The sequence below is a fragment of the Arthrobacter sp. GCM10027362 genome (genome assembly GCF_042679445.1).
In the GTDB taxonomy this organism is placed as follows: Bacteria; Actinomycetota; Actinomycetes; order Actinomycetales; family Micrococcaceae; genus Crystallibacter.
On sequence record NZ_JBHTML010000374.1, the window covers coordinates 1 to 1,215 of the forward strand.

General features: G+C 70.7%; 1 protein-coding gene and 1 pseudogene. Both read left to right on the forward strand.

Features of this window, described 5'->3' with window-relative positions:
* Nucleotides 1-219, forward strand: a pseudogene (locus ACFQ36_RS22760) (serine hydroxymethyltransferase); the annotation flags it as partial.
* Nucleotides 220-341: 122 nt separating this feature from the next.
* Nucleotides 342-1,215, forward strand: an 874-nt coding sequence (locus ACFQ36_RS22765; RefSeq protein WP_377017852.1) for a serine dehydratase beta chain, incomplete at its 3' end; no start/stop codon positions are given.

A 1,215-nucleotide genomic window follows, 5' to 3' on the forward strand; every position in this document is an offset into this window, starting at 1 on the left:
TTCGACCCGCGCCCGCCGATGGTCACCTCCGGGCTGCGCATCGGCACCCCGGCCCTGGCCACCCGCGGCTTCGGCGAAGCCGCGTTCGCCGAGGTCGCCGACATCATCGCCGAGGCGCTCATCGCGGGCCCGGAGGCGGATCTGTCCGGCTTCAAGGACCGGGTGGACGCGCTGGCGGCAGCCCATCCACTCTACCCGGGGCTGGCTCCGCTCGCCTGACCCGGCCGAGCATTCGCGGGCCCGGGGTCGCACGATTCCGGGCCCGCGGCACATGCACACCATTCTGTGACACCGCCCACATTTCCCGTGGGCGTCCCCTTCCGAAACGAGGCACCACACCAATGGCTATCAGCGTCTTTGACCTGTTCACGGTCGGCATCGGTCCTTCCAGTTCCCACACCGTGGGGCCGATGCGGGCCGCCCACCAATTCGCCGCCCACCTGGCCAAGGAGGGCCTGCTGGGCCGCGTGGCCGGGCTGCGGGTGGACCTCTACGGTTCGCTGGCCGCCACCGGCCGCGGGCACGGCACGTTCACCGCGGTGCTGCTGGGGCTGGAGGGTTTCGAACCGGAGACCATCCTGCCCGGGCAGGTGGACGAGGCCCTGGCCCGGATCGAGGACACCGGCGTCCTGCGCCTGGGCGCCGAACTCGGTGAGGCCAGGCCCATCACCTACGGGGTGCCGGACATGGTGCTGCACCCGCTGACGGTGCTGCCCAGGCACACCAACGGGATGAGGTTCGCCGTCCTGGACGACGCCGGGCAGGTCCTAACCGAGGAAACCTACTTCTCCGTGGGCGGCGGCTTCATCATCCGCGAAGGTGCCGAGGAAGCGGTGCTGGACCGGCTCGAATCCGCCGTGGCCCGGCAGCCGTACCCCTTCCGCACGGCCGCGGAACTGCTTGGGCATTGCCGGACCACGGGGCTGGACATCAGCGGGGTCATGTTGGCCAACGAGCTCACCTGGCGCAGCGAGGAGGAGATCCGGGAAGGACTGCTGCATATCTGGAACGTCATGGAGGAATGCAAGAACTCCAGCCTGAAGCGGACCGGCGTGCTGCCCGGCGGGCTGAAGGTCCGCCGCCGGGCCCCGGACTGGCATGCCCGGCTGTCCGCCCAGGACCCGGACCGGGACCCGCGGTACTGGCAGGAGTGGGTCAACCTGGTGGCCCTGGCGGTCAACGAGGAGAACGCCTCGGGCGGCCGGGTGGTCACCG